This window comes from Kitasatospora fiedleri (assembly GCF_948472415.1).
Classification (GTDB): Bacteria; Actinomycetota; Actinomycetes; order Streptomycetales; family Streptomycetaceae; genus Kitasatospora; species Kitasatospora fiedleri.
The window spans coordinates 2,972,390-2,991,628 of record NZ_OX419519.1; the positions used below are offsets into that span (position 1 = coordinate 2,972,390).

Here is a 19,239-nt window from a genome sequence, read left to right on the forward strand (position 1 = left end):
TCCCGCGGGAGGGGGCCGGGAAGGCCGCCTGCCTACTTGCCGAAGCCGAAGGAGTCGTTGCCCGCCACCTTGGCGCGCAGCTTGCGGCCCTTCTCGGTGGCCTGGTTGTTCAGCTCGGCCTGGAACTCGACCATCTTCTCGGCGAGTTCGGCGTCGAACGCGGCCAGCATCCGCACCGCGAGCAGGCCCGCGTTGCGCGCGCCCGCCACCGAGACCGTCGCCACCGGCACCCCGGCCGGCATCTGGACGATCGACAGCAGGCTGTCCATCCCGTCCAGGTAGCGCAGCGGCACCGGCACGCCGATCACCGGCAGCGGCGTCACCGAGGCCAGCATCCCCGGCAGGTGCGCGGCCCCGCCCGCCCCGGCGATGATCGCCTTCAGCCCGCGCCCGTGCGCCCGCTCGCCGTAGGCGACCATCTCGCGCGGCATCCGGTGCGCGGAGACCACGTCGACCTCGTACGGGATCTCGAACTCGTCGAGCGCCTGCGCGGCGGCCTCCATCACGGGCCAGTCGGAGTCGGAGCCCATCACGATGCCGACAAGGGGGGAGGTCATTCTGTGATCGTTCCTCGCAGGTAGGCGGCCGCGTGGCGGGCGCGCTCGCGGACGTCTTCGAGGTCGTCCCCGAAGACGTTGACGTGGCCGACCTTGCGGCCGGGCTTCACGTCCTTTCCGTACATGTGGATCTTGAGGCCGGGGTCGCGGGCCATGCAGTGCAGGAACGCCCGGTACATGTCGGGGTAGTCGCCGCCGAGGACGTTGACCATGACGGTCCACCTGGCGCGGGGGCGCGGGTCGCCGAGCGGGAGGTCGAGGACGGCCCGCAGGTGGTTCTCGAACTGGGAGGTGACGGCGCCGTCCTGGGACCAGTGGCCGGAGTTGTGCGGGCGCATGGCGAGTTCGTTGACCAGGATGCGGCCGTCGCGGGTCTGGAACAGCTCGACGGCGAGGTGACCGGTGATGTCGAGTTCGCCGGCGATCCGCAGGGCGAGCTGCTGGGCCTCGTCGGACAGGGCCGGGTCGAGGTCGGGCGCGGGGGCGGTGACCTCGGCGCAGATGCCGTTCTCCTGGACGGACTCGACCACCGGGTAGGCGACGGCCTGGCCGCTGGGCGAGCGCACCACGTTGGCGGCGAGTTCGCGCAGGAAGTCGACCTTCTCCTCGGCCAGCACGGGGACGCCGGCCAGGAAGGGGGCGGCGGCCTCGGTCTCGTCGGCGACGACCCAGACGCCCTTGCCGTCGTAGCCGCCGCGGACGGTCTTCAGGACGACGGGGTAGCCCTCGCCCTCCTCCGCGAAGGCGGTGACGTCGGCCGGGTCGGCGACCAGCCGGTGCCGGGGGCAGGGGACGCCGATGGAGTCGAGCCTGGCCCGCATGACGCCCTTGTCCTGGGCGTTGACCAGCGCGTCCGGGCCGGGGCGGACGGCGACGCCCTCGGCCTGGAGGGTGCGCAGGTGCTCGGTGGGCACGTGCTCGTGGTCGAAGGTGATCACGTCGCAGTCGGCGGCGAAGGCCCGCAGCGTGTCGAGGTCGCGGTAGTCGCCGAGCACGGTGGTACCGACCACCTGCGCGGCCGACTCCTGGGGGGTGTCGGCGAGGAGTTTGAAGCGGATGCCCAGCGGGATGCCCGCCTGGTGCATCATGCGGGCGAGCTGCCCGCCGCCGATGACTCCGACCACTGGAAAGTTCGCATTGCCCGCTACAGTCACGCGCTCCAGGATATCCGGGCCGGTCGGAGGGCTCGGCACCGGCGGGCGCCGGAGCGCGCCGGGGGTGCCCCGGCGGGCGGCGGAGGGGGTGCGGCGGCGTGCGCCGGAGCGCGGCGGACGGGGTGCTCCGGGGGCGGGGGCGTGCTCCCGGGGATTGCCGGTAGCCTGGTGGGCCGGATCGTAGAACACCACTTATCCGATCATGTGAAGCATACGGAGACAGCCCGGATGACGAGCAGCACAGCGACGCGGCCCCCGTTCACCCAGCGGATGCGCGGCCTGTCCCTGGAGGCGATCGGCTTCGCCGTGATCGGCGCCACCGGCGTGGTGGTCAACTTCGGGCTGTTCTGGGTCCTCACCAACGGCTTCGGCCTGGCCTCGCTGCGCTCCAACATCGCCGCGACGCTGGTGGCGATCGCCACCAACTACCTGGGCTACCGGTACTGGCTGTACCGGGACCGCGACGCCGCCTCCCGCAAGCGGGAGATCACCCTCTTCCTGGTGTTCAGCGGCATCGGCATGCTGATCGAGACCGGCACCCTGGGCTTCACCCAGTACGTGCTGGGCCTGGACACCCCGTTCGAGAAGCTGGGCGGCAAGCTGCTGGGCCTGGTGGTGGCCACCGTGTTCCGCTTCGTCTCCTACCGCACCTGGGTGTTCAAGGCGATGCCGGAGCTGGAGGAGCCCGCCGTGGTGCAGGAGGCCGAGCTGCTGCTGGCCGCCCCGCCGAGCCCCACCCTGGCGAACTGAGCCGCCCGCCCGCGTCCCTCGCCCTCACTCGCCCCCGTGGGCGAGGAACAGCGCGAACACCGGCGGCCGCAGCGACAGCAGTTCGAGGCGGCCGCCGTCGGCCTCGGCGAGGTCCCGGGCGACGGCCAGCCCGATGCCGGTGGAGTTGCGGCCGCTGACCGCCCGCTCGAAGACCCGGTTGCCCAGTTCGCGCGGGACGCCCGCGCCCTCGTCCTGGACCTCGGCGACCACCGAGCTGCCGGAGCGGCGCACCCGCAGGGTGATGGTGCCGGCGCCGTGCATCAGCGAGTTCTCGATCAGGGTGGCGAGCACCTGCGCGACGGTGCCGGGGGTGCCGATCACCCGGGCGTCGCGCAGGCCCTCGATGACCAGCCGCCGCCCGCCGTCGCGCAGGGTGGGCCCCCACTCCTCGACCTGCTGCTTGATCACCTCGTCGAGCCCGAAGGTCACCGCGGTGGGGCTGTTGGGGTCGCGCTGGTTGGTGAGCAGCCGCTGCACCACGTCGGTGAGCCGCTCGACCTGCTGGAGGCCGATCGCGGCCTCCTCCCGGACGGTGCCGGGGTCCTCGGCGAGCGCGGTGATCTCCTCCAGCCGCATCGAGAGCGCGGTGAGGGGGGTGCGCAGCTGGTGCGAGGCGTCGGCGGCGAGGCGGCGCTCGGCGGTGAGCATCCGGGCGATCCGCTCGGCGCTGGTGTCCAGCACCTCGGCGATCCGGTCGAGTTCGGGCACGCCGTAGCGGCGGCCCTGCGGGCGGGGGTCGCCGGAGCCCAGCCGCTCGGCGGTCTCGGCGAGCTCGGTGAGCGGGCGGGCCAGCCGCTTGGCCTGCCAGACGGCGAGCGCCACGGCGGCCTGCACGGCGAGCAGCGCGACCACGCCGAGCAGCAGCAGCATGTTGCCGATCTCGTGGTCGAGCGCGGTGCGGGACTGCGCGGCGGTGACGGTCTCCCCGCTGCCGCCGGTCTCGGTGGCGGTCAGCGCGTCGCCCTCGACGGGACGGCCGAGGGCGATCTGCCGCTGTCCCGGGATGTCCACGGTGACGTAGTACTCGTCGGTGACGACGGCGGCGAACTTCTCGCCGCTGACCGGCTCGCCCGCGGCGAGCCGGCTCTCGACCAGCCCGAGCACCCGGACCGCCACCGCGTCCACCCGGTCGTTGGCGGCGTTGACGATCGACTGCTTCTCGATCAGGGCCAGCGGCACGCAGAACACCGCGACCACCACCAGGACCACGCCCAGCAGCGAGTTGATCATCCTGCGCTTCACGCCGGGCGGTCCTTCGGTCGGGTTCGTGTGATCGGTTCTTCTCCGGCGGTCAGTTCTTCTCGAAGCGGAAGCCCACGCCCCGCACGGTGGCGATGTAGCGCGGGTTCGCGGCGTCGTCGCCGAGCTTCTTGCGCAGCCAGGAGATGTGCATGTCCAGGGTCTTGGTGGAGGTCCACCAGGTGGTGTCCCAGACCTGGCGCATGATCTCCTCGCGGGTGACGACCCGTCCGGCGTCCCGCACCAGCACCCGCAGCAGCTCGAACTCCTTGGCGGAGAGCGTGAGTTCCTCCTCGCCGAGCCAGGCGCGGTGCGACTCGATGTCGATCTTCACGCCGTGCGCGCCGGTGGTCAGCTGGTCCACGTTGCCGCGCCGGAGCAGGGCCCGGACCCGGGCCAGCAGCTCGGCCAGCCGGAACGGCTTGGTGACGTAGTCGTCGGCGCCGGCGTCCAGGCCGACCACGGTGTCCACCTCGTCGGCGCGGGCGGTGAGCACCAGGACCGGGAAGCTCTTGCCGTCGGCGCGCAGCCGCCGGCACACCTCCAGGCCGTCCATCTCGGGGAGCCCGAGGTCGAGCACGATCAGGTCGACGTCCTCGCTGAGGCCGGCGCCCAGCGCGGCCGGTCCGTCCTCGCGGACGAGCACCTCGTAGCCCTCGCGGCGCAGGGCGCGGGCCAGCGGTTCGGAGATTGCCGGGTCGTCCTCGGCCAGCAGCACACAGGTCATAGGGGGATGGTAGACCGCGCGGAGGCCGCCGATCAGAGGGTCTCCGGCCGCCCCGGCACGCCCGGGCCGGGCGCTGTGAACACTGTCACAGCCGGTGATCACCGCCGTTCCGCGGGCCCCTTCGGCGACAACTGCGCTTTAACGGACATTCTTCGCACGACCCTTGGGATCACAGGCGATTCTCCGCCCAGGGCGTCAAAATGCACGGTCCAGGGCCGCCAGACTTTACCTTCCGCATACCATTCACGCTCCGCAGTCACCCGAACTCGCGACTTACTGTGGTGGGGAACCCGAGAAAACAGGCAAGGAATCAGCATGGCTTCGACCACCCTGGAGACCGAGGTACGGCCCTCTCCCCCCTCGGGCCGGACCTTCCTCGGCCACCCCCGCGGCCTGGCCACCCTCTTCATGACCGAGACCTGGGAGCGCTTCAGCTTCTACGGCATGCGCGCGCTGCTGGTGGTCTACATGTCCACCGAGGCGGCCAAGGGCGGCCTCGGCGTGCCGGTGGCCACCGCCGCCGCCGTCTACTCGGTCTACAACGCCATGGTCTACCTGCTCGCGCTGCCCGGCGGCTGGATCGCCGACCGGCTGCTCGGCGCCCGGCGCACCGTCGCCCTCGGCGGGCTGATCATCATGGTCGGGCACTTCATGCTCGCCGTGCCCGACAAGGTGTTCTTCTTCGCGGGCCTGGTCCCGATCGCGATCGGTTCCGGCCTGCTCAAGGCCAACATCTCCACGATGGTCGGCCAGCTCTACGCCAAGGACGACGACGCGCGCCGCGACGGCGGCTTCACCGTCTTCTACATGGGCATCAACCTCGGCGCCTTCCTGGCGCCGCTGGTGATCGGCACCGTCGGCCAGCAGGTGAACTGGCACCTGGGCTTCGCGCTGGCGGGCGTCGGCATGGCGCTCGGCCTGATCCAGTACCTGCTGGGCACCCGGCACCTGAGCCCGGAGTCGAACGTCGTCGCCTCGCCGCTCACCCGGGCCGAGGGCCGCGCGGTGCTGCGCAAGGCCGGGCTCTGGCTGGCCGCCGCCGCGGTGTTCTACGGCGTGGTGGTCGGCACCGGGCACTTCACCGTCTCCTGGGCGATCTGGCCGCTCTCGCTGGCCGGCATCGCGGTGCCCGCCCTGGTGTTCGCCCGGATTCGCCGCGACTCCGCGCTGACCGGCGAGGAGCGCTCCCGGATGGGCGGCTACCTGTGGTTCTTCCTGGCCGCCGCGGTGTTCTGGATGATCTACGACCAGTCCGGTTCCACCCTGAGCGTGTTCGCCGACCGGAACACCGCCGGGAGCCTGTTCGGCTTCTCCTTCCCCTCCAGCTGGTTCCAGTCGCTGAACCCGCTGTACATCATGGCGCTGGCCCCGGTCTTCGCCTGGCTGTGGAACGCCGCCGCCCGGCGCGGGCGCAACCCCTCCACCACCGCGAAGTTCTCCTTCGGCCTGCTGATGATCGGCGCGTCCTTCCTGGTGATGATGCTGGCCATGGCCGCGGCCTCCGGCGGCGTCAAGGTCTCCCCGCTCTGGCTGGCCGTGGTCTACCTGGTCCAGACCGTCGGCGAGCTGACCCTCTCCCCGGTCGGCCTGTCCGTCACCACCAAGCTGGCGCCCGCCAAGTACGCCAGCCAGATGATGGGCGTCTGGTTCCTCGCCGTCACGGCGGGCGACTGCGTGGCCGCCATCGCCCAGCTGCTGCTGGGTGACGACGTGGTCGGCTCGACCTGGTACTTCGCCGTCCAGGGCCTGCTGGCGATCGCGGCGGGCGTCGGCCTGTTCGCCGCCCGCCGTCGGATCGGCGCGCTGCTGGGGGACGACCGCTGACCGGCGTCAGACCTTCCTGACCCCGCCCTGCCACACCGCGGCGGTCAGCGGGACGCCCGGCCGGTACGCCAGGTGGACGTGCGAGGGCGCGTCCAGCAGGTGCAGGTCGGCCCGGGCGCCGGGGGCGATCCGGCCCACGTCGGGGCGGCGCAGCGCGAGCGCGCCGCCCGCGGTGGCGGCGTGCACCGCCTCGTCGGGGGTCAGGCCCATCTCGCGGACGGCGACGGCCACGCAGAACGGCATCGAGCTGGTGAAGCTGGAGCCCGGGTTGCAGTCGGTGGACAGCGCGACGGCGGCGCCCGCGTCCAGCAGCCGCCGGGCGTCCGGGTAGGGCGCCCGGGTGGAGAACTCGGCGCCCGGCAGCAGCGTGGCGACCGTCTCGCTCCCGGCCAGCGCGGCGACGTCCGCGTCGGTCAGGTGGGTGCAGTGGTCGGCGGAGGCGGCGCCCAGCTCCACCGCCAGCTGCACGCCGGGGCCGTGGCCCAGCTGGTTGGCGTGCACCCTGGGCCGCAGGCCCCGCGCCATCCCGGCGGTCAGCACCGCCCGGGCCTGGTCGCCGTCGAACGCGCCGCGCTCGCAGAACACGTCGACCCAGCGGGCGTACGGCGCGCAGGCGGCCAGCATCTCGCCGGTCACCAGCTCGACGTACCCGGCCGGGTCGTCGGCGTACTCGGGGGCCACCACGTGCGCCCCCAGGTAGGTGGTCTCGGCGGTGTGCCCGGCGGCGATCCGCAGGGCCCGCGCCTCGTCCTCGGTGCTCAGCCCGTAGCCGGACTTCACCTCGACGGTGGTGGTGCCCTGGCGCAGCATCTCCGCCAGGTAGCGGGTCAGGTTGGCGTTCAGCTCGGCGTCCGAGGCGGCCCGGGTCGCGGCGACGGTGGTCCGGATGCCGCCCGCGCCGTACGGCCGGCCCGACATCCGGGCGCTGAACTCGGCGGTGCGGTCGCCCGCGAACAGCAGGTGCGCGTGGCTGTCCACGAACCCGGGCAGCAGCGCCCGCCCGCCCGCGTCGGTGTGCTCGTCGGCGGCGGGCGCGTCCGCGCCCGGGCCCACCCAGGCGACGCGGTCGCCGTCCACCACCACGGCGGCGTCGGCCAGCAGTCCGAGCGGGCCCGCGCCGAGGGCGGGGTCGTTGGTGACCAGCGAACCGATGTTGCTGATGAGCAGGCTCATGAGGGTCCGTTCCTTGATCGGTCGTGCTTCCGGGGGCGGGCCGTCACCGCAGGGCGCCGACGGCCGCCGCGAGGGCGCGCCCGGTCTCCGGGACGAGCTGGTGCACCCCGTCCCTGACCACGTGCCGGCCGCCGACCACCAGGTGGCGGACGTCGGCCGCGCCCGCCGCGAAGACCGCGGTCTCGGCGCCGAGCAGGGGCGGCGGCCCGGCGGTGCGGACCGAGTCGAGGGCGATCACGCAGAAGTCGGCGAGCGCGCCGGGCTCCAGGCGCCCGGCCTCGGGCCAGCCGAGCGAGGCGTGGCCGTCCGCGCCGCCCGCCCGGAGCAGGTCGGCCGCCGTCCAGTGGCCGCGGGTGCGGGTGCGCAGGCGCTCGTCCAGCTCCAGGGCGCGGGCCTCCTCGAACGGGTCGATCACGGCGTGGCTGTCGGAGCCGAGCGTGATCGGGCAGCCGGCCGAGGCGAGCCGCCGGGCGGGGCCGATGCCGTCGGCGAGGTCCCGTTCGGTGGTGGGGCACATGCAGATCGCGGTGCCGGAGTCGGCGAGCAGCCGGACGTCCTCGTCGGTGAGGTGGGTGGCGTGCACGGCGGAGGTGCGCGGGCCGAGGACGCCGTGGTCGGCGAGCAGCCGGGTGGGGGTGACGCCGTGGGCGGCCAGGCAGGCGTCGTTCTCGGCGGTCTGCTCGGAGAGGTGGACGTGCAGCGGGGCGCCGCGGGTCGCGGCCCACTGCGCGACGGTGCCCAACTGCTCGGCGGGCACCGCCCGGACGCTGTGCACGGCGGCGCCGATCCGGACGTGCCCGGCGTTCGCCAGCGCGTCGGCGCGCGCGGCCCAGGCGTCGGCGTCCCCGTCGGAGAAGCGCAGTTGGGGCTCGGTCGGCGCGGCGCCGAAGCCGGACGACAGGTAGCAGGTGTCGAGCAGGGTGATCCGGATGCCGGCCCGGGCGGCGGCCTCGACCAGCGCCGCGCCCATCGCGTTCGGGTCGGCGTAGCGGGCGCCGCCGGGCGCGTGGTGCAGGTAGTGGAACTCGCCGACGGCGGTGATCCCGGCGAGCGCCATCTCGGCGTACACGGCGGTGGCCAGCGCCAGGTAGCGGTCGGGGTCGAGCGCGGCGGCGACCTTGTACATGGTGTCGCGCCAGGTCCAGAACGTCCCGGAGCCGACCTGGACGGCGCCGCGCAGCGCCCGGTGGAAGGCGTGCGAGTGGGCGTTGGCCTGCCCGGGCAGCGCGAGCCCGGCCAGCCGGACCGCCCCGGCCGGGCAGGGGCCGCTGCCGTGGACGACCTCGGCGATCCGGCCGTCCGCGCCGACGGTGATCAGCGCCTCCGGCTGGACGGCCGGGCCGCCGGGGTGCGGCAGCCAGGCGTGCTCGGCCCAGTACGTCACGACGGCCGGCATGCGAGGTCCTCCAGTACGTCGGCCAGGGCGGCGACCCCGGTGTGGCAGTCGGCGCGCTCGGCGTGCTCGGCCGGGGAGTGCGAGACGCCGCTGGGGTTGCGCACGAACAGCATGGCGGTCGGGACGGCGGACGCCAGGATTCCGGCGTCGTGTCCCGCGCCGGTCGGCAGCACCGGGGCGTCCAGGCGGGCGGCGAGGCGGTCGCGCAGCGGGGCGTCGAAGTCCACCACGGGGGTGTACGACTCGCGGGTCAGCTCGACCCGGACGCCGTCGCGGGCGCCGCGCTCGGCGGCGGCCTGCTCGATCGCCCCGACCACCTGGTGCAGGGTGCGCTCGTCGGGGGCCCGGGAGTCCAGCCAGCCGCGGACCAGCGAGGCGATCGCGTTGGTGCCGTTGGGTTCGACGGCGACCTTGCCGAAGGTGGCGAGCGCCCCGGCGAGCCGGGCCTTCTTGCGGGCGGCGAGCACGGTGGTGGCGTAGGTGAGCATCGGGTCGCGGCGGTCGGCGAGCAGGGTGGTGCCGGCGTGGTTGGCCTCGCCGTGGAAGTCGAACCGCCACCGCCCGTGCGGCCAGATCGCCCCGGCCACCCCGACCGGCCGCCGCTCGGTCAGGCAGCGGCCCTGCTCGACGTGGAGTTCGACGAACGCGCCGATCCGGCCCAGCAGTTCGGGGTCGGGGCCGATCAGCGCCGGGTCGTGCCCGGCCCGCTCCATGGCGTCGGGCAGCCGCACCCCGTCGGCGTCGCGCAGCGCGTACGCGGCCTCCCGGTCGAGCAGGCCGGTGGCCAGCCGGGAGCCGACGCAGGCGACGCCGAACCGGGCGCCCTCCTCGTCCGCGAAGTTGGCGATGCCCAGCGGGCGGGTCAACTCCCGTCCGTTCTCGACCAGTCGGTCGAACGCGGCGAAGGCGGAGACCACCCCGAGCGGGCCGTCGTAGGCGCCGCCGTCGGGGACGGAGTCCAGGTGCGAGCCGGTGACCACGGCGTTCCCGGCGGCCGGGTCGCCGTGCCAGGCCCACTGGTTGCCGTTGCGGTCGGCCTGGTACGCCAGGCCGCGCGAGCGGGCCTGCTGCTCGAACCAGGCCCGGCACTCGGCGTCGGCGGAGTTCCAGGCGTGCCGCCGGTAGCCGCCGGTGGCGGCGGAGCGGCCCACCGGGAGCAGCTCCGCCCACATCGCGTCGAAGCTCACAGCTCGTTCATGGGGACGCGCACCCCGCGCTCCGCCGCGACCTCGTCCGCCCGGTCGTAGCCCGCGTCGACGTGCCGGATGACGCCCATGCCGGGGTCGTTGGTCAGCACCCGGCGGATCTTCTCGCCGGCCAGCGCGGTGCCGTCGGCGACGGTGACCTGCCCGGCGTGGATCGAGCGGCCGATGCCGACGCCGCCGCCGTGGTGGATCGAGACCCAGGAGGCGCCGGAGGCGACGTTGACCATGGCGTTGAGCAGCGGCCAGTCGGCGATCGCGTCCGAGCCGTCGAGCATCGCCTCGGTCTCCCGGTAGGGGGAGGCCACCGAGCCGCAGTCCAGGTGGTCGCGGCCGATCACGATCGGGGCGGACAGCTCGCCGGAGGCCACCATGTCGTTGAACCGCTCGCCGGCCTTGTCGCGCTCGCCGTAGCCGAGCCAGCAGATCCGCGCGGGCAGGCCCTGGAAGTGCACCTTCTCCTGGGCCATCCTGATCCAGCGGTGCAGCGACTCGTTCTCCGGGAACAGGTCGAGGACGGCCCGGTCGGTCTTGTGGATGTCCTGCGGGTCACCGGAGAGCGCGGCCCAGCGGAACGGGCCCTTCCCCTCGCAGAACAGCGGCCGGATGTACGCGGGGACGAAGCCGGGGAAGGCGAACGCCCGCTCGTACCCGGCGAGTTGCGCCTCGCCGCGGATCGAGTTGCCGTAGTCGAAGACCTCCGCGCCGCGGTCCTGGAAGCCGACCATCGCCTCCACGTGCCGGGCCATCGACTCCCGGGCCCGGGTGGTGAACTCGGCGGGCTTCTCGGCCGCGTAGGCCGCCATGTCCTCGAAGGCGACGCCGGTGGGCAGGTAGGCGAGCGGGTCGTGGGCGCTGGTCTGGTCGGTGACGATGTCGATCGGGGCGTCCGCGGCGAGCAGCTGCGGCAGCAGGTCGGCGGCGTTGCCGAGCAGGCCGATCGAGAGCGGCTGCCGCCTGTCGCGGGCCTCGACGGCCAGCTGGAGCGCGTGGTCGACGCCGGTCGCCTCGACGTCGAGGTAGCGGTGCTCGATCCGGCGGGCGATCCGGGACGGGTCGCAGTCGACGCAGATCGCCACGCCGCCGTTCATGGTGACGGCCAGCGGCTGGGCGCCGCCCATGCCGCCGAGCCCGGCGGTGAGCGTGACGGTGCCCGCCAGGGTGCCGCCGAAGCGCTTGTTCGCCACCGCGGCGAAGGTCTCGTAGGTGCCCTGGAGGATGCCCTGGGTGCCGATGTAGATCCACGAACCGGCGGTCATCTGGCCGTACATGGTGAGGCCGAGCGACTCCAGGCGGCGGAACTCCTCCCAGTTCGCCCAGTCCCCGACCAGGTTGGAGTTGGCGATCAGCACCCGCGGCGCCCACTCGTGGGTCTGCATCACGCCGACCGGGCGGCCGGACTGCACCAGCATGGTCTCGTCCTGCTTGAGGTCCCGCAGGGTCCGCACCATCGCGTCGAAGGAGCGCCAGTCCCGGGCCGCCTTGCCGGTGCCGCCGTAGACCACCAGCTTGGACGGGTGCTCGGCGACCTCCGGGTCCAGGTTGTTCATCAGCATCCGCAGGGCGGCCTCCTGCTGCCAGCCCCGCGCGCTCAGCCCGGTGCCCCGCGCCGCGCGGACCTCGCGCGGGCCGTTCGCCTGCTCTGCCATGGACCAGCCTCCTTGCCGGATGGAATTCATTCACGATGAACTCGACTGAATATATCCAAACAGCACCGGCCCGACCAGAGTCCCGCGCCCGCGCCGACGCGAACCGCCTGGGCGGCGCGGGCGGTGCGGACGGTCGTGAAGCGGTCAGGCCGGACGGCCGTCAGGCGGCCTCGTCGCCGTCCCAGTCGATGCCGATCTCGGCCAGCCAGCGGCGGTCGGCCGCGTCGGGTTCGGGGTTCGGTTGGCCGGGGCGGGTCGGGGGGCGCGGGATGTGCTGGACCGGGCCGACGCCGTAGCGGGCGGCGGCGGCCTCGGCGGCGGGGTCACCGGGTTCCAGGACGCCGATGTGGACGGCCTCCTCGTCGCCGGGGTCGAGGACGGTCAGTTCGGGGTGCGGCGGGCGGCGCAGGGCGATGCGGCGGCCGCAGAGCGGGCAGGACCATTCGTCGGCCCCGGAACCGAGCCGTCCGGTGAGTCTCATCTGGTGGATCGGCGGTGGCATGGGACTTCCCCCGTCCGAGCTGTCTTTCTCCCTGTCCAGAGAGATGCCCGCCCACCACCCGTCGTCAACCCGACGAGAAGGTGTCATTCGGCAAACAAAGGGTGTCAGTCCAGGAAGAGTTGACGGGCCGTCGCGGACTGCTCGATGGCCTCCAGCCGGGCTTCGGCGCCCGGCAGTTCGTCGCACATGGCCTGGAGCAGGACCCGGCCGAGCATCATCGGCGCGCACGCGGTGTCGAAGACCAGGCCGGTGCCGACGGCAGCGGGCAGCAGCGCGTCGGAGAGCTTGGCGACCGGCGCGAACGCCGAGTCGGCGACGGTGAGCACGGTCAGGCCGCACTCCCGGGCCACCGCGAGGGCGTCCATCAGCTCGCGCGGGTAGCGCGGCAGGGCGAAGCAGAGCAGCGCGGTGGCCCCGGCGGCGGCGGCCTGCTCCAGCCGGTCGGCGAGCATCGAGCCGCCCTCGTCGAGCAGCCGGACGTCGGGGTGCACCTTGCCGGCGAAGTACGCGAAGCCGCGGGCCTGCGCGGAGGCGGCCCGCAGGCCGAGCACCGGCAGCGGGCGGGAGGCGGCCAGCACCCGGGCGGCCCGGACGATCGGGGCCGGGTCGGCGAGCAGTTCGGCGAGGTGGCGCAGGTGCTCGATCTCGGCCAGCACGGCCTGCTGGTGCTCGTTGCGCACCACGTCGTGGTGGCTCTCGGGGGTGCCCGGTTCGCCGACGCCGAGTTCGCGCAGCTGCTTGCGCAGCGCCGGGTAGCCGTCGTAGCCGAGCGCGACCGCGAACCTGGTCACCGACGGCTGGCTGACCCCGGCGAGTTCGGCGACCTCGACGCTGGACAGGAACGGCGCCTCGGCGGCGTGCCGGACCAGCGAGTGCGCGATCCGGCGCTGGGTGGGGGTCAGCCGGTGGCCCTCGAAGAGGTGGAGCAGCCGGGCGGAGGGGCCGGTGGCGGTGCCGGTCTCGTCCAGGGCGGTCATGTGCGGTACCTCCACGCTCGGTCGGGCGGTCGCCGGTGGCTTCGACGGTGGGACGACTGTGGCGCAGTCCCGGCAGGTGGGCAATCGCGTTTCGACTGGCGGGACGGGCGGGTCCGGAGGCCGGTGGGCCGGTTCCGGTGGGTGCGCCCGCCCGTCCCGCCAGGGGTCGGGGGCAGGGGTCAGGCGAGCGGTCCGGTGACCTGTTCGACCGCCGCCAGCAGCGCGCCGGAGGCGACCAGTTCGGCGGCGGCCTCCAGGTCCGGCGAGAGGAAGCGGTCCCGGCCCGGGCCGCCGACCCCGGCCGCGCGGGCGGCGGCGACCGCGGCGGCGGTCGCCGGGGCGAGCGCGCCCGACTGCTCGGCGGCCTGCTCCCGGATCTCCAACGCCCGCGCGGCGGCGACGAGTTCCACCGCCAGGACGCGGCCGAGGTTGGCCACCGAATGGCGCAGCTTGCGGGCCGCGGACCAGCCCATCGAGACGTGGTCCTCCTGCATCGCCGAGGACGGGATGGAGTCCACCGAGGCGGGCACCGCGAGCCGCTTGTTCTCGCTGACCAGCGCGGCCTGGGTGTACTGGGCGATCATCAGGCCGGAGTCGACGCCGGGGTCGTCGGCCAGGAAGGCGGGCAGGCCGTGCGAGCGGGCCTTGTCCAGCAGCCGGTCGGTGCGCCGCTCGGCGATCGAGGCCAGGTCGGCGGCGGCGATCGCCAGGAAGTCGAGCACGTAGCCGACCGGCGCGCCGTGGAAGTTGCCGTTCGACTCGACCCGGCCGTCCGGGAGCACCACCGGGTTGTCCACCGAGGCGGCCAGCTCCCGTTCGGCGACCAGCGCGGCGTGCGCCAGGGTGTCCCGGCCGGCGCCGGCCACCTGGGGGGCGCAGCGGATCGAGTACGCGTCCTGGACCCGCGGCGCGTCGTCCTGGTGGTGGCCGGTCAGCCCGGAGCCGCGCAGCACCGCCAGCATGTTGGCGGCGGAGGCGGCCTGCCCGGGGTGCGGGCGGATCGGGGCGTGCAGCTCGGGGGCGAGCACCTTGTCGGTGCCCAGCAGCGCCTCCAGCGACATGGCGGCGGTGACGTCGGCGGTGGTGTAGAGGCGGCGCAGGTCGGCCAGCGCCATCACCAGCATGCCGAGCATGCCGTCGGTGCCGTTGATGAGGGCCAGGCCCTCCTTCTCCAGCAGCTCGACGGGGGCGATCCCGGCGGCGGCCAGCAGCTCGGCGGCGGGCCGCTCCACCCCGTCCGGGCCGAACGCGGTGCCCTCGCCCATCAGCACCAGCGCGCAGTGCGAGAGCGGCGCGAGGTCGCCGGAGCAGCCCAGCGAGCCGAACTCGCGCACCGCCGGGGTGATGCCCGCGTTCAGCAGCGCGGCCATCGTCTCGGCGACCAGTGGGCGCACGCCCGTCCGGCCGGAGGCCAGCGTCTTCATCCGCAGGAACACCAGCGCCCGGACCACCTCGGGCTCCACCACCGGCCCCATGCCCGCCGCGTGCGAGCGCACCAGCGAACGCTGCAACTGGGCCCGCAGCTCGGGGCTGATGTGCCGCACCGCCAGCGCGCCGAAGCCGGTCGAGACCCCGTACACCGGACGCGGCTCGGCGGCCAGCGCGTCGATCCGGGCCCGGGCCGCGGCCATCTCGGCGAGCGCGTCCGGCCCGATCTCCACCCGGGCCCCGCCGCGGGCGACGGCGAGGACGTCCTCGGCGCTGACGTCGGCCTTGCCGACCCGGACGACGACACTGTGCATATCCATATGCACAATCTCATCAGGTGAATGGAGATGTGACAAGCAGTGTCGCGAACCGCCTCGCTATCCTTCGCACACACGGGCGACCGGAGGGGCGGGCGGTGATGGGTACCGAGAACGGCAGGTTGATGGTCAAGGCGCCGAAGCAGGGCCGCGGGAAGTTCCGGGTCTACACCGGCCGCACCGTCCTCGACTGGGCCCGGCCGGGCGGTAACACCCCGTTCGTGCTGCCGCCCGGCCCCCACCGCGTCCAGGTCCGGCGGGGGCTCGACCGCTCCAACACCGTGACCGTGGACGTCCCGGCCGCCGGGAGGGTGCAGGTGGAGGTCCACGGCACCTGGGCCGGACCGGCCCTCCTGCCGGCGGGAGCGGCGGCCCTGCTGCTCACGAGCCGCCTCGGGTTCGACGGTTCGCCCTGGTCGCTGCTCGCGTGGCTCCCGCTGCTCCTCGTCCCCCTCCTCCCCGGCACCGGACTCAGGCTGCGCGTCGTCGAACCCTGAGGGGTGGTTGACTGGCCCGCGGAGGTGGGAGACGGATGGCACGGGCGACGGAACGGCGGCGGGTGATGCGGCTGCGCGGGGACGAGCGCTCCGCGCGGCCGGACAGTCTGGCGGCGGAGGAGCCGTTGGAGATCCGGATCGGCGGCGAGGCGCTCACCGTCACGATGCGCACCCCGGGGCACGACTTCGACCTGGTCGCCGGGTTCCTGGTCGGCGAGGGCCTGGTCGGGGCCGTCGAGGAGCTGGCCGCCCTGCGCTACTGCGCCGGGACGGACGCGGACGGGGCCAACACGTACAACGTCGTCGACGCCACCGTCCGCGGCGCCCGCCCCGCGCTCTCCGCCCACCGCAACCTGCTCACCACCAGCGCCTGCGGCCTGTGCGGCCGGGACACCGTGGACGCCGTCCGGACCCGCTCGCGCTGGGACGTCTCCACCGACCCGCTCCGGGTGCCCGCGGCGCTGCTCTACGAGCTGCCCGAGCGGCTGCGCGCCGCCCAGCGGGCCTTCGACAGCACCGGCGGGCTGCACGCCGCGGGCCTGTTCGCCCCGGACGGGACGCTGCTGTGCGTGCGCGAGGACGTCGGCCGGCACAACGCCGTGGACAAGGTGGTCGGCTGGGCGCTGCGCGAGGGGCGGCTCCCGCTGACCGGCCACCTGCTGCTGGTCTCCGGCCGGGCCTCCTTCGAGCTGACCCAGAAGGCCGCGCTGGCCGGCCTCCCGCTGCTGGCCGCCGTCTCGGCCCCCTCCTCGCTCGCCGTCGACCTGGCCGAGGAGCTCGGCCTCACCCTGGTCGGCTTCCTGCGCGAGCGCACCGCGAACGTCTACACCCGCCCCGACCGGATCGGGTAGCGGGCGCCCGCCGGCGCGGCGCGCCCGCCGGGCCGGGGCCGCTCACCGGGTCAGGGCGGTGACCAGCAGGGTGAGGCCGGCGATCAGGACCGCGACCCGGGCGTAGTGGTAGCGGTCCCAGCGGTCGCTCTGCTCCCGCCAGTCCGCGGGGCGGTTCTCCGGGGTCCAGCCCTTGCTCCGGTTGTTGATCGGGACGAGCAGCAGGATCGACATGACCACGCTCAGGGCCAGCAGGGCGGCACCGGTGACGACCATCCCGGTGCCGGGGTGGTGCCGCCCGGCGACGGCCCATCCGACCGCGAGGGCGAGCGAGCCGATGTACCAGAACGGCATCAGGGCCCCGAGCATCCGGCCGCCGTGGGCGCGGCCGAGCTGGTAGCTGTCCTCGGGCAGCGCGCCGAGGATGCGGTTGACCACGAAGGCGACCGAGAACTCCACCCCCACCAACAGGCCGACGACCACGACGGTGAAGACCTCGAGTGCGTTGAGCATGATGACCCCTCCTGGGATCTAGCGCCGCTAGATGATGAAGTGATGCTAGTACTGCTGCCGCTTGGTTGTCTAGCAGTGCTAGAATCGGGTCATGTCGGTACAGGAACGCAAGGAACGCGAACGGGCCGGGCGCGAGCGCCTCATCGTGGCCACCGCCCGCGAACTCGCCGAGCAGCAGGGCTGGGACGCCGTCACCACCCGCCGGCTCGCCGAACGCATCGAGTACAGCCAGCCCGTCCTCTACAGCCACTTCCGCGGCAAGCGCGAGATCATCGGCGCCGTCGCTCTCCAGGGCTCCACCGAGCTGGCCGCCGCGCTACGGGCCGCCACCGCCGCCGCGGACGGCCCCCGGGCCCGGGTGCGCGCCCTGGCCCGCGCCTACCTGGGCTTCGCCGCGGACAACCCGGCGGTCTACGACGCCATCTTCCAGCTCGACGGCGGCCTCGCCTACGCGCGGGAGGACACCCCGGCGCCGCTCAAGGACGCCTTCGCCGCCCTGGTGGAGACACTCGCCGAGGTCGCCGGGGAGGGCGTCCACCCGGGGCTGTTCACCGAGACCTTCTGGGCCGCCCTGCACGGGCTGGCCACCCTCTCCCGGGCCGGCCGGCTCCCCGCGCCGGACGCCGAGCAGCGGCTGGAGCTGCTGGTGGACCGGCTGGCCGTGCTCCCGGCGGGCGGCTAGCGGGACGCTCGGCGGGCAGCTACGCGGGCGGCGGCGAGCAGGGCCCGGCGAGGGCCACGGCGACCAGGGCCCGCAGGGCGGGGGCGGTCTGGGTGAGCGGGAGGGTCGACTCGTCCGCGAAGAGTTCGAGCAGCCAGCCGCCGGCCGGGTTGCTGCCGCCGGCGGCGGCCATCGCCCGGTAGCCGGAGACCACCATGACCGCCTCCTCGGCGGCGTCGTTGCCGGGCGTGCCGACCCGCAGGGTGAAGGAGCCGCCGGTGACGGCGCGCGAGGTGAGGGGGTAGTGGCGGAGGTCGAAGACCGCGTCGGGGGCCTCGATCTGGGCCCGCTGGGTCTGGGCCCGGGCGGAGGCCGGGCCGCCGGTCATCCGGTAGACCGCGTGCCGGGCGGTGCGCATCAGGCAGGAGCCGGGCGGGACGTAGGAGATCCACCAGCCGACGGCGTTGAGCAGCCGGGAGGCGGTCTCGGCGACCAGCGCGAGCCGCCCGAGGGTGTCGGCGGGGTGCGTCGCGCCGCCCTGGTCGAGCGAGCCGAGGACGGCGGCGAGCAGCTGCCCGGGGTCGGCGCTGTGCGCGGCGCCGCGGAAGCGGCGGCGCTCCCCGCCCGGCCGCCCGGCGGGGGCCTTGCGCTGCTGCTGCGGGTCGGCGGCGTCGGCGAGCAGCACCGTCGGGTCGGGGGCGTACGCGGGGCCGTGGCTGCGGCCGGCCACCACGGGGTGGGCGGCCCGCCCGGCCTTGGCCCGGTACTGGGCGGCGTCGGCGAGCCGGAACAGCCGGTCGGGGGTGGTGACCGGGCCGATCGAGTCGCCGGTGGAGGCGATGCCGCAGGCGACGCCCTCGCCGTCGGTCAACTCCAGGGCGCGGACGCAGAGTTCCTCGGCGACGGCGACCACCTCGTCGGCCGACTGGCCCTCGGCGAGCAGGCAGAACTCGTCGCCGCCGAGCCGGGCGGCCAGGCTGCCGGGGAGCTTCGCGGCGGACAGCGAGAGCTGCTGGGCGAAGCGTTCGAGCAGGCGGTCGCCCATCTCGTGGCCGAGCTGGTCGTTGACCCGCTTGAGCCCGTTGACGTCGCAGACCACCAGGGAGACCACCGCGCCGTCCCGGGTGTGGGCCCTGAGCGCCTCGTCGAGGCGGGCGTCGACGGCGCGGCGGTTGGCCAGGCCGGTGAGGGCGTCGGTGAAGGCGAGGCGGCGCAGGTCGGCGACGCGTTCGGTCTGGGCCAGACCGGCCGAGACCTGGGCGGCCAGCAGGGTGGCGTACTCGGCGTCGGCGTCGGTGAAGACCGGCATGCCGGTGCCGCGGGCCAGGTAGAGCTCGCCCCAGGCCCGGCCGTGCAGGACGATCGGCGCGACCAGGCAGCAGCCGCGCCCGCGCCGCCGCAGTCCGGCCGCGCGCTGGCGGCAGAAGGCGCCGGAGCCGGGGGGCCGGTGGCCGGTGTGCGGGCCGACGTCCTCGGCGGTCTGGACCCAGGCCCGGAGCAGCCGGCCGGTGCTCCAGTGCTCCTCCAGGTAGGTGACGATCTCCGGGAAGTCGGCGACGGGGTACGACTCGTCCTCGGGCAACTCCTCCTCGCCGGGGGCGAGTTCGCCGTGGTTGACCAGCACCCGCAGCTGCCCGGACTCGCGGTCCCAGACCGAGACGGCGGCCATCGTGGCGCCGAGCGCGGAGACGGCCCGGGCGGCGGCGGCCCGGACCGCCTCCAGCGGGGTCAGCGCGCCCGCCATGTCCTGGGCGAGTTCCACCACGGCCTGCAGCCGCAGGTCGGGGGCCGCCGCCTCGAACGAGGCCTGCTCGTCCATGGT

Annotated in this window: 17 protein-coding genes and 1 pseudogene; 5 read left to right on the plus strand and 13 right to left on the minus strand. The window is 74.4% G+C overall.

Features of this window, described 5'->3' with window-relative positions; translation table 11 throughout:
* Positions 1–32 precede the first annotated feature (32 nt).
* Positions 33–557, minus strand: a complete 525-nt coding sequence (purE, locus tag QMQ26_RS13680) for a 5-(carboxyamino)imidazole ribonucleotide mutase (RefSeq protein ID WP_282205874.1) — start codon at positions 555–557, stop codon at positions 33–35.
* A complete protein-coding gene (locus tag QMQ26_RS13685; protein ID WP_404814172.1) occupies positions 554–1,645 on the minus strand; it encodes a 5-(carboxyamino)imidazole ribonucleotide synthase in 1,092 nt (363 codons plus the stop codon). The genes purE and QMQ26_RS13685 overlap by 4 nt, the downstream gene beginning before the upstream one ends.
* 294 nt (positions 1,646–1,939) lie before the next feature.
* Between QMQ26_RS13685 and QMQ26_RS13690 the strand changes: the two genes are divergently transcribed.
* Positions 1,940–2,461: a GtrA family protein gene (locus QMQ26_RS13690; RefSeq protein WP_282205875.1), complete on the plus strand. Its 522-nt coding sequence runs from the start codon at positions 1,940–1,942 to the stop codon at positions 2,459–2,461.
* 24 nt (positions 2,462–2,485) lie between these two features.
* On the opposite strand, the gene QMQ26_RS13695 is transcribed toward QMQ26_RS13690, so the two are convergent.
* Both QMQ26_RS13695 and QMQ26_RS13700 read right to left on the minus strand, forming a co-directional pair.
* On the minus strand, positions 2,486–3,724 hold the full coding sequence (locus QMQ26_RS13695) for an ATP-binding protein (RefSeq protein WP_100837981.1): 1,239 nt from the start codon (positions 3,722–3,724) through the stop codon (positions 2,486–2,488).
* Between the two features lie 49 nt (positions 3,725–3,773).
* Positions 3,774–4,448, minus strand: coding sequence for a response regulator transcription factor (locus tag QMQ26_RS13700; protein WP_014136090.1), 675 nt, complete (start codon positions 4,446–4,448; stop codon positions 3,774–3,776).
* A gap of 315 nt (positions 4,449–4,763) precedes the next feature.
* Here QMQ26_RS13700 and QMQ26_RS13705 point away from each other — a divergent pair, with 315 nt between their 5' ends.
* Positions 4,764–6,272, plus strand: coding sequence for a peptide MFS transporter (locus tag QMQ26_RS13705; protein WP_282205876.1), 1,509 nt, complete (start codon positions 4,764–4,766; stop codon positions 6,270–6,272).
* A gap of 6 nt (positions 6,273–6,278) precedes the next feature.
* Here the strand turns inward: QMQ26_RS13705 and hutI are convergent, their stop codons facing one another.
* The 7 genes from hutI to hutH form a co-directional block, all read right to left on the minus strand.
* Positions 6,279–7,445, minus strand: a complete 1,167-nt coding sequence (hutI, locus tag QMQ26_RS13710) for an imidazolonepropionase (protein WP_282205877.1) — start codon at positions 7,443–7,445, stop codon at positions 6,279–6,281.
* Positions 7,446–7,488: 43 nt separating this feature from the next.
* Positions 7,489–8,841 (minus strand): formimidoylglutamate deiminase, encoded by a 1,353-nt coding sequence (locus QMQ26_RS13715; RefSeq protein ID WP_282205878.1) that lies wholly within the window; start codon positions 8,839–8,841, stop codon positions 7,489–7,491.
* The gene (locus QMQ26_RS13720; protein ID WP_282206512.1) at positions 8,826–10,013 is read right to left on the minus strand and encodes an allantoate amidohydrolase; all 1,188 of its coding nucleotides are present in this window, start codon (positions 10,011–10,013) and stop codon (positions 8,826–8,828) included. The genes QMQ26_RS13715 and QMQ26_RS13720 overlap by 16 nt, the downstream gene beginning before the upstream one ends.
* Positions 10,014–10,024: 11 nt before the next feature.
* On the minus strand, positions 10,025–11,692 hold the full coding sequence (gene hutU, locus QMQ26_RS13725; protein ID WP_282205879.1) for a urocanate hydratase: 1,668 nt from the start codon (positions 11,690–11,692) through the stop codon (positions 10,025–10,027).
* Between the two features lie 160 nt (positions 11,693–11,852).
* Positions 11,853–12,173 carry a hypothetical protein gene (locus QMQ26_RS13730; RefSeq protein WP_282205880.1) on the minus strand — a complete coding sequence of 107 codons (321 nt, stop codon included), beginning with the start codon at positions 12,171–12,173 and terminating at the stop codon, positions 11,853–11,855.
* Between the two features lie 125 nt (positions 12,174–12,298).
* On the minus strand, positions 12,299–13,171 hold the full coding sequence (locus tag QMQ26_RS13735; RefSeq protein WP_100837975.1) for a MurR/RpiR family transcriptional regulator: 873 nt from the start codon (positions 13,169–13,171) through the stop codon (positions 12,299–12,301).
* A 179-nt stretch (positions 13,172–13,350) separates the two neighbouring features.
* Positions 13,351–14,913 (minus strand): histidine ammonia-lyase, encoded by a 1,563-nt coding sequence (gene hutH, locus QMQ26_RS13740; protein ID WP_282205881.1) that lies wholly within the window; start codon positions 14,911–14,913, stop codon positions 13,351–13,353.
* A gap of 104 nt (positions 14,914–15,017) precedes the next feature.
* Between hutH and QMQ26_RS13745 the strand changes: the two genes are divergently transcribed.
* On the plus strand, positions 15,018–15,413 hold the full coding sequence (locus tag QMQ26_RS13745) for a hypothetical protein (RefSeq protein ID WP_282205882.1): 396 nt from the start codon (positions 15,018–15,020) through the stop codon (positions 15,411–15,413).
* Positions 15,414–15,448: 35 nt separating this feature from the next.
* Entirely contained in the window at positions 15,449–16,264 is an 816-nt protein-coding gene (gene fdhD / locus QMQ26_RS13750; RefSeq protein WP_282205883.1) for a formate dehydrogenase accessory sulfurtransferase FdhD, read from the plus strand.
* 42 nt (positions 16,265–16,306) lie between these two features.
* Here fdhD and QMQ26_RS13755 read toward each other — a convergent pair whose 3' ends face one another.
* Positions 16,307–16,756: a DUF1772 domain-containing protein gene (locus QMQ26_RS13755; protein ID WP_282205884.1), complete on the minus strand. Its 450-nt coding sequence runs from the start codon at positions 16,754–16,756 to the stop codon at positions 16,307–16,309.
* A 91-nt stretch (positions 16,757–16,847) separates the two neighbouring features.
* Between QMQ26_RS13755 and QMQ26_RS13760 the strand changes: the two genes are divergently transcribed.
* Positions 16,848–17,438: a TetR/AcrR family transcriptional regulator gene (locus QMQ26_RS13760; RefSeq protein ID WP_100837970.1), complete on the plus strand. Its 591-nt coding sequence runs from the start codon at positions 16,848–16,850 to the stop codon at positions 17,436–17,438.
* 577 nt (positions 17,439–18,015) lie between these two features.
* Here QMQ26_RS13760 and QMQ26_RS13765 read toward each other — a convergent pair.
* Positions 18,016–19,236 (minus strand): annotated as a pseudogene (locus tag QMQ26_RS13765) (diguanylate cyclase domain-containing protein); the annotation flags it as partial.
* Positions 19,237–19,239 lie beyond the last annotated feature (3 nt).

Bases quoted from the DNA above. Each gene is read 5' to 3' on its own strand.
- purE (WP_282205874.1), bottom strand. From the start codon at position 557: ATGACCTCCCCCCTTGTCGGCATCGTGATGGGCTCCGACTCCGACTGG.
- QMQ26_RS13685 (WP_404814172.1), bottom strand. From the start codon at position 1,645: ATGATGCACCAGGCGGGCATCCCGCTGGGCATCCGCTTCAAACTCCTC.
- QMQ26_RS13690 (WP_282205875.1), top strand. From the start codon at position 1,940: ATGACGAGCAGCACAGCGACGCGGCCCCCGTTCACCCAGCGGATGCGC.
- QMQ26_RS13700 (WP_014136090.1), bottom strand. From the start codon at position 4,448: ATGACCTGTGTGCTGCTGGCCGAGGACGACCCGGCAATCTCCGAACCG.
- QMQ26_RS13705 (WP_282205876.1), top strand. From the start codon at position 4,764: ATGGCTTCGACCACCCTGGAGACCGAGGTACGGCCCTCTCCCCCCTCG.
- hutI (WP_282205877.1), bottom strand. From the start codon at position 7,445: ATGAGCCTGCTCATCAGCAACATCGGTTCGCTGGTCACCAACGACCCC.
- QMQ26_RS13715 (WP_282205878.1), bottom strand. From the start codon at position 8,841: ATGCCGGCCGTCGTGACGTACTGGGCCGAGCACGCCTGGCTGCCGCAC.
- QMQ26_RS13720 (WP_282206512.1), bottom strand. From the start codon at position 10,013: ATGTGGGCGGAGCTGCTCCCGGTGGGCCGCTCCGCCGCCACCGGCGGC.
- hutU (WP_282205879.1), bottom strand. From the start codon at position 11,692: ATGGCAGAGCAGGCGAACGGCCCGCGCGAGGTCCGCGCGGCGCGGGGC.
- QMQ26_RS13730 (WP_282205880.1), bottom strand. From the start codon at position 12,173: ATGAGACTCACCGGACGGCTCGGTTCCGGGGCCGACGAATGGTCCTGC.
- QMQ26_RS13735 (WP_100837975.1), bottom strand. From the start codon at position 13,171: ATGACCGCCCTGGACGAGACCGGCACCGCCACCGGCCCCTCCGCCCGG.
- hutH (WP_282205881.1), bottom strand. From the start codon at position 14,913: ATGCACAGTGTCGTCGTCCGGGTCGGCAAGGCCGACGTCAGCGCCGAG.
- QMQ26_RS13745 (WP_282205882.1), top strand. From the start codon at position 15,018: ATGGGTACCGAGAACGGCAGGTTGATGGTCAAGGCGCCGAAGCAGGGC.
- fdhD (WP_282205883.1), top strand. From the start codon at position 15,449: ATGGCACGGGCGACGGAACGGCGGCGGGTGATGCGGCTGCGCGGGGAC.
- QMQ26_RS13755 (WP_282205884.1), bottom strand. From the start codon at position 16,756: ATGCTCAACGCACTCGAGGTCTTCACCGTCGTGGTCGTCGGCCTGTTG.
- QMQ26_RS13760 (WP_100837970.1), top strand. From the start codon at position 16,848: ATGTCGGTACAGGAACGCAAGGAACGCGAACGGGCCGGGCGCGAGCGC.